Source organism: Vibrio sp. V01_P9A10T6 (assembly GCF_963877065.1).
Classification (GTDB): domain Bacteria; phylum Pseudomonadota; class Gammaproteobacteria; order Enterobacterales; family Vibrionaceae; genus Vibrio; species Vibrio anguillarum.
The window spans coordinates 1-6,545 of the sequence record NZ_CAWNTB010000056.1; the positions used below are offsets into that span (position 1 = coordinate 1).

Below are 6,545 nucleotides of genomic sequence, written 5' to 3' on the forward strand. Positions count from 1 at the left end.
GTGCAAACAGACAATGCGTCATGGCAGCGTCATGTAAGGTGCTGATAAGTCCACCCTGCATGACCCCTTGATAGCCTTGCATCTTTTCTGTTGCTACAATCTGTGCGCATACGCTCCCCGTTTCTGTTTGGTTAAATTGCAGTGTGTGCGTTTCAGAAAAGAACGGGGCACAACACACCGCGCAGTGGCAATGTTGTATGGGAAGTTGAATGTTCATAAGTTCACCAAACTGTTTTTAAATGATTAGGAGAAGAAAATGGCAAGACCCAAAAAAATTCGTCGTGTTTGTGGTCAAGCGGCGTATGCATGCTTCAAACCCAACGGTGTCAAATTATCTGAATTGAACACAGTAGATTTACTGCCAGAAGAACTTGAAGCGTTGCGTTTGGCTGATAAAGAGGGGCTTAGTCAATTGCAAGCGGCCACGCAGATGGGCATATCGCGACAAACCTTTGGTAATATCGTTAACCAAGCAAGAGCGAAAGTCGCGACTTGCTTGGTGGAAGGTCATGCGTTGATGTTGGTTGAGCGCTAACGCTCGTGATCAGGTTCTTGAATTTGATACAACACCTTCTGATGCTCATCACAAACGTCTACGCAGTTACATTCTCTTTCAATATCGATATTTGCTAATCCACCACAACTGCCTTGCAGCGAGCGGCGGCGAAACAAAACACCGATCGCCATCAAGACAATAATGCCAATAAAAAACGCAAAGGTTATAACATAAGTCATTATTTTCCCTCGACAATCGCTTTTACTTTCAGCACTTTCTTCAACGCTTCTATGGTAGTTGGTGACAGCATTCTGGGTGCCAGTTTGTTATGTTTACCCACTTTCTTCGATCCACATTGACTAGCACAACGTTTCTTCGATTTATTGGCTGAAGGCTTGCCAAAAGAGACGTCGGTGACGGGCAGAAGATGGTTTGGATGAAGTGATGTTAATTGGCTGCCTCTTGGTGCGTAATATACCTCAATCTTCTTTTCTAAAATTGCTGCTAACATATTTTGTCCGATATTGCGGACGATAACAGCGTCCACTCTATTCTCTCTTAGCAGTGCAAGTAGCTGTTTTTTGTGGCCACAACTGCCCTCGGTTTTCGTAACGTCAATACGTTGGCTAGTGGCGGTGGTATCGTCCACAATCATCAATTGAGGCGCTTTGGCAAAGTGATTAAAAGGCGAGTTTTGATCACAAGGGATGGAATAAATCATCATGGCTCCTAAAGTTTATCGGGTTCTTGTATTTAAAATACACCTTATTATTGGCATATGCTAATAATAAAAATGACAATGTAAGAGTTCATTAATTAAAAGTCGTGGTGCTGTTTGGTAAATCGAGACCCGATATGGCGTAAAAATACGCGAATAAATTGCAGGCGTATGTAACAAGCCTCATCTACACTTTGTGAGCAGTCAAATGAAAGTTAAATCTATTGCATATTGGAAACTCGCAAGTGTAAACGTTAACACTTGGTGTTTTGAGAGGTATGATCTCTTTCGTGGTGGATCGCACTTTTAAAAAGAGAAATAGGTCTCGATGTTACATTGCGTTACGTATGATTACTTAGTTTTGCAATAGTTATCAAACTATTCACAAGAAACTGCATGAAAATGCGATTTCAAAACTGAAATTTTAACTGGTTCACATTAATTGTTTGTTTTACTACTATACTTTGAAAGGTAAACGTTTTCACTGCTGTTTCTCAGAGTTAACGTTTCTCCCCCTACACAACGTAATAACAACACTAACAAATAGGACTTGTTCAATGAGAAAGTTAACTACTTTAGCCATGCTTGCGGCTGGTATGAGTTTCGGCACTCAAGTCATGGCTGACACAACGATCGGTGTGACCGTTTATAAGTACGATGATAACTTTATGTCAGTTGTTCGCCAAGCGATTGAAAAACAGGCAAATAATGACGGCAACACCAAGGTTTTGATGAATGACTCACAAAACAGCCAATCAATGCAAAATGACCAAGTGGATGTCATGTTGGCTCGTGGCGTGAAAGCACTGGCGATCAACCTTGTCGACCCTGCAGCTGCACCAAGTATTATTCAAAAAGCGAAAATGGATGATGTTCCTATCGTTTTTTACAACAAAGAACCGAGTGCTAAAGCGCTCGCTTCATATGACAAAGCCTATTATGTGGGTACAGATTCAAAAGAGTCGGGCATCATCCAAGGCGATCTCATTGCGCAACACTGGAAAGCCAATCCTGCTTGGGATAAAAACGGTGACGGTGTACTGCAGTATGTAATGCTGAAAGGCGAACCAGGTCACCCAGATGCGGAAGCTCGTACTTCTTATTCTGTGAAAACCATTAACGAAAATGGCATCAAAACAGAAGAGCTACACATGGATACTGGTATGTGGGATACCGCCATGGCGAAAGATAAAATGGATGCTTGGTTATCTGGCCCCAACGGCAGCAAAATCGAAGTCGTGATTGCCAATAATGATGGTATGGCGATGGGTGCGATTGAAGCGTTACGTGGTGCGGGTGCGAAAGTACCAGTATTCGGTGTTGATGCGTTAGCAGAAGCATTAGCATTAGTTAAATCTGGCGATATGGCCGGTACTGTGCTTAATGATGCAGATTCACAAGCGAAAGCGACATTTGAACTTGCACGTAATTTAGCCAACGGCAAAGCAGCTACCGAAGGCACTCAATGGGAAATGGCTAATAAGATTGTTCGTGTTCCTTATGTTGGTGTGGATAAATCGACACTCGAGTAACCTAAAGTTCAAGGGGGAAGTCATTCCCCCTTTACTCCCTAACTTATAGGGTGTTTATACAATCAATAATAAATAATTGCTGATTAAATTTTATTTAATATTGAATGGTATTAATCAAAGAATAAATAAGTGATGCCATGGTAAATCAAGAGCATGAATTTCTGTTAGAAATGACAGGAGTGAGTAAAGAGTTTCCCGGGGTTAAGGCATTAGATAAAGTTAATTTGAAAGTTCGACCACACTCTATTCATGCGTTAATGGGAGAGAATGGTGCAGGTAAGTCGACGCTATTAAAATGCCTTTTTGGGATTTATGAAAAAAACGAAGGTGATATTATATTTTTAGGCGAACATGTGAATTTTCAATCGTCTAAGCAAGCTTTGGAAGCGGGTGTTTCCATGGTCCACCAAGAGCTTAACCAAGTATTACAATGTTCTGTAATGGATAATATTTGGCTAGGGCGTTACCCAAAGAAAGGACTCTTTGTCGATCACGATAAAATGTATCGCGATACCAAAGAAATCTTTGATGAACTCGATATTGATATAGACCCGAAAATTAAAGTGGCTAAATTATCGGTATCACAAAGGCAGATGGTCGAAATAGCGAAAGCGTTTTCTTATAACGCGCGCATTGTGATCATGGATGAACCCACGTCCTCTTTGACTGAAAAAGAGGTATCGCATCTTTTTACTATCATTAACAAGTTGAAAGAAAAAGGCTGTGGCGTGGTGTACATCTCTCACAAAATGGAAGAAATATTTACTATTTGTGATGAGATAACCATCTTGCGTGATGGTCAATGGGTTGATACGAGGCCGTTGAAAGGGCTCGATATGGACAAAATCATTTCGATGATGGTTGGCCGTGAATTAACACAGCGCTTTCCCACAAAGACCAATGTGCCAAAAGAAGTTATCCTCGAAATAAAAAATTTAACAGCACTGAACCAACCCTCTATTCAGGATATTTCGTTTGACCTCAGAGAAGGTGAAATCTTAGGTGTGGCTGGGCTCGTCGGTTCAAGACGCACTGATATTGTGGAAACCATTTTTGGGGTTCGTGAGCGTAGTAACGGCCACATTATCTTACATGGCCGAGAGATGAAAAACCGTGATGCACATGAAGCGATCAACAGTGGTTTTGCGTTGGTGACAGAAGAGCGTCGTTCAACCGGCATTTACAGTAATTTAGATATTACCTTTAACTCTTTGGTTGCCAATGTGGATGAATACAAAACCAAATTAGGTTTACTGAGTAATAAAAAAATGAGGAGTGATACACAGTGGGTAATTGACTCCATGAGTGTAAAAACACCTTCTCATGAAACATCAATCGGTTCTTTGTCTGGTGGTAATCAGCAGAAAGTCATTATTGGCCGTTGGTTGTTAACTCAGCCAGAAATATTAATGCTTGATGAGCCGACTCGGGGTATTGATGTCGGAGCAAAGTTTGAAATTTATCAATTGATATTGGAATTAGCGAAAAAGAATAAAGGGATTATTATTATCTCTTCCGAAATGCCAGAGTTGTTAGGCATTACCGATAGAATTTTGGTGATGAGTAATGGCCGAGCTGCGGGAATCGTTAATACTAAAGACACTTCACAGAATGAAATATTAGAGCTGGCCTCTCGTTACCTCTAGGGAAATTATTATGGATTCAGTTAAAACATTTGCAATGAAGCACCTAAAGGAAGGTGCGATCTATGCGGTTCTATTTATTCTTCTGGCAATTATTATTATTCAGGAGCCATCATTTTTAAGTTTACGCAACTTTAGTAATATATTAACGCAATCTTCAGTGCGCGTTATTATTGCATTGGGTGTGGCGGGGCTGATTGTAACGCAAGGAACCGACCTTTCTGCTGGACGTCAAGTGGGTTTAGCCGCTGTAATTTCTGCAACACTTTTACAATCAATTGATAACGTCAACAAAGTATTCCCCAGCATTGGTGACGTGCCGATTGTGGCTGTGATTCTTTGTGTGTGCGCGATCGGCGCGATCATCGGTTTAGTGAACGGTGTGATTGTTGCTTATTTAAAAGTAACGCCGTTTATCGCCACATTAGGCACCATGATTATCGTCTACGGGATTAACTCTCTCTACTACGATTCGGTGGGTGCATCTCCAATTGCAGGTTTTGATGAGCGTTTCTCTTCATTCACTCAAGGTTTTATTCGATTTGGAGATTTTAGGTTTTCGTACATAACCTTCTACGCCATTATCGCGATTATCTTTACATGGATTTTGTGGAATAAGACCGTTTTTGGTAAGAATATTTTCGCGGTCGGTGGCAACCCAGAAGCCGCAAAAGTTTCTGGTGTTAATGTGCCACTGACGCTACTGAAAGTGTATGCTTTATCGGGTGTGTTCTATGCGTTTGGCGGTATGTTGGAAGCTGGCCGTATCGGCAGTGCGACCAATAACCTTGGCTTCCTGTACGAGTTGGATGCGATTGCAGCCTGTGTTGTGGGTGGCGTGTCATTTGCTGGCGGTGTCGGAAGTATTGCGGGTGTGGTCACGGGTGTGCTTATCTTCACTGTTATCAACTATGGTATGACCTACATTGGCGTGAGCCCTTACTGGCAGTACATCATTAAAGGCGGCATTATTATTTTCGCTGTCGCGTTGGACTCAATGAAGTACGCGAATAAGAAATAGCCGCCTAAGAGCAAAAATACAATTTTCGACATTTAATCGCCGAAAATTGTCGAAATAAAATAAACAAAGAGCGCTTTTATCGGCGCTCTTTTGCTATTGCTCATTAGGAAGCGTACGTTTTTCAAAATAGCGCACAATCTCCTCGATCAATATTTTGATACGTGACGGTTGGTGATCACGATTGGGATAGAGCAGATGCAAGTCCGATCCTGTGGCCAGAGCGTGTGAACTAAAACTTTGCCGATAATCTTCCAAGAGAAGAACGAGTTTCCCAGCATTGAGGTCGGGTTGAATATCGAGTTGTGATTTGAGTGCAATACCTGCGCCTTCGAGTGCCCACTGGCGAATCACTTCGCCATCATTAGACAAACGTGATGGTTTGATCAGAATATCTTGAACGACATCTCCTTTAAGAAAAGACCAACGCGTTAATGATTCACTTTTGCGTAGCATACCCAAGCAAGCATGCTGTTTGAGATCCTCTGGGTGCGTCGGTTGACCATGACACGCTAAATATGCGGGTGAGGCACAAAGAACGCGGCGACTAGTTGCTAATTTTCTGGAAACCAATTGACTATCTTTGAGTGTGCCGTAACGCAATACCAAATCAAGTTTTGTTTCATATATCCCTAACACACTGTCACTAAAGGTAATCTGAGGCACAATTTTAGGATGTCTTGCTAAGAAGGAGTCGAGCAGTGGCAGCAAATGTTGTCGCCCGAGATCTTTGGGTGCTGAAATTTTTATATTGCCTTCCAAGTGTGTTTTCTCGGCGAATAGCGAAGACTCGACTTCAGTGATGTTGGCTAAGGTTTGTAAACATAATGGATAGAAACGTTCGCCGGCTTCCGTCAATGCAATTTTACGTGTGGTTCTTTGCAGCAATTTCACGCCATAGTGGCGTTCAAGCTCTTGCAGTTTTAGTGTGACTGAAGCGGCGGACATATTGATGGCTTTTGCGGCGGCCGCCAACCCTTGTTGCTCAACAATGGCAACAAAGACCTCCATGTTCAATAATTTGTTCATTAAGATTCTATATCGCAGTTATTGTTAAGTAATCCTAAATACTCTTTTTAATTATAGCTAGATTATTTAGTGATTCTTTTGTTATAGCCTATGGATAACAACCCAATAC

Annotated in this window: 7 protein-coding genes and 1 pseudogene; 4 read left to right on the forward strand and 4 right to left on the reverse strand. The window is 41.8% G+C overall.

The window, feature by feature from the left end; translation table 11 throughout:
* A pseudogene (locus tag AACQ21_RS03365) lies at positions 1-217 on the reverse strand (PaaI family thioesterase); the annotation flags it as partial.
* A gap of 39 nt (positions 218-256) precedes the next feature.
* On the opposite strand from AACQ21_RS03365, the gene AACQ21_RS03370 reads away from it, so the two are divergent.
* A complete protein-coding gene (locus AACQ21_RS03370) occupies positions 257-535 on the forward strand; it encodes a DUF134 domain-containing protein (protein WP_026027228.1) in 279 nt (92 codons plus the stop codon).
* Here AACQ21_RS03370 and nqrM read toward each other — a convergent pair.
* Entirely contained in the window at positions 532-735 is a 204-nt protein-coding gene (gene nqrM, locus AACQ21_RS03375; protein WP_013856966.1) for a (Na+)-NQR maturation NqrM, read from the reverse strand. The genes AACQ21_RS03370 and nqrM overlap by 4 nt on opposite strands.
* A complete protein-coding gene (locus AACQ21_RS03380) occupies positions 735-1,220 on the reverse strand; it encodes a NifB/NifX family molybdenum-iron cluster-binding protein (protein WP_258174210.1) in 486 nt (161 codons plus the stop codon). The genes nqrM and AACQ21_RS03380 overlap by 1 nt, the downstream gene beginning before the upstream one ends.
* Before the next feature lie 551 nt (positions 1,221-1,771).
* On the opposite strand from AACQ21_RS03380, the gene mglB reads away from it, so the two are divergent.
* The 3 genes from mglB to mglC all read left to right on the forward strand — a co-directional run bounded on the left by mglB (position 1,772) and on the right by mglC (position 5,410).
* Entirely contained in the window at positions 1,772-2,746 is a 975-nt protein-coding gene (gene mglB / locus AACQ21_RS03385; protein WP_026027227.1) for a galactose/glucose ABC transporter substrate-binding protein MglB, read from the forward strand.
* A 137-nt stretch (positions 2,747-2,883) separates the two neighbouring features.
* A complete protein-coding gene (gene mglA, locus AACQ21_RS03390) occupies positions 2,884-4,392 on the forward strand; it encodes a galactose/methyl galactoside ABC transporter ATP-binding protein MglA (protein ID WP_105976888.1) in 1,509 nt (502 codons plus the stop codon).
* 10 nt (positions 4,393-4,402) lie between these two features.
* On the forward strand, positions 4,403-5,410 hold the full coding sequence (gene mglC / locus AACQ21_RS03395) for a galactose/methyl galactoside ABC transporter permease MglC (RefSeq protein WP_013856962.1): 1,008 nt from the start codon (positions 4,403-4,405) through the stop codon (positions 5,408-5,410).
* 93 nt (positions 5,411-5,503) lie between these two features.
* Here the strand turns inward: mglC and AACQ21_RS03400 are convergent, their stop codons facing one another.
* Positions 5,504-6,436, reverse strand: coding sequence for a LysR family transcriptional regulator (locus AACQ21_RS03400; RefSeq protein ID WP_105976889.1), 933 nt, complete (start codon positions 6,434-6,436; stop codon positions 5,504-5,506).
* Positions 6,437-6,545: the final 109 nt, after the last annotated feature.